A 206-nucleotide genomic window follows, 5' to 3' on the forward strand; every position below is an offset into this window, starting at 1 on the left:
TTCTGAACCAAGTTAGGTGCATAGTTCCAAGAGCTTAATAATGGATTTTGTTCCTTACAGATTAAACTTGTTTGATTTAGAAAACGAAAATATAGATTAACAATGGAACAAATAAACGGGGCTTGATCAAGCTTGCCGGTAAAATTAGTCGAACCAAAAGAAAAAACGTTATTATTATTGCTGCTGACTAAAATAGTGGTCGGTTT

Annotated in this window: 1 protein-coding gene; it reads right to left on the bottom strand. The window is 33.0% G+C overall.

Features of this window, described 5'->3' with window-relative positions; genetic code table 11:
- A partial coding sequence (locus CBI42_RS13175; RefSeq protein WP_218822091.1) for a hypothetical protein occupies positions 1-206 on the bottom strand: 206 nt, incomplete at both ends.

The organism is Streptococcus sp. KR (assembly GCF_002238115.1).
Taxonomy (GTDB): Bacteria; Bacillota; Bacilli; order Lactobacillales; family Streptococcaceae; genus Streptococcus.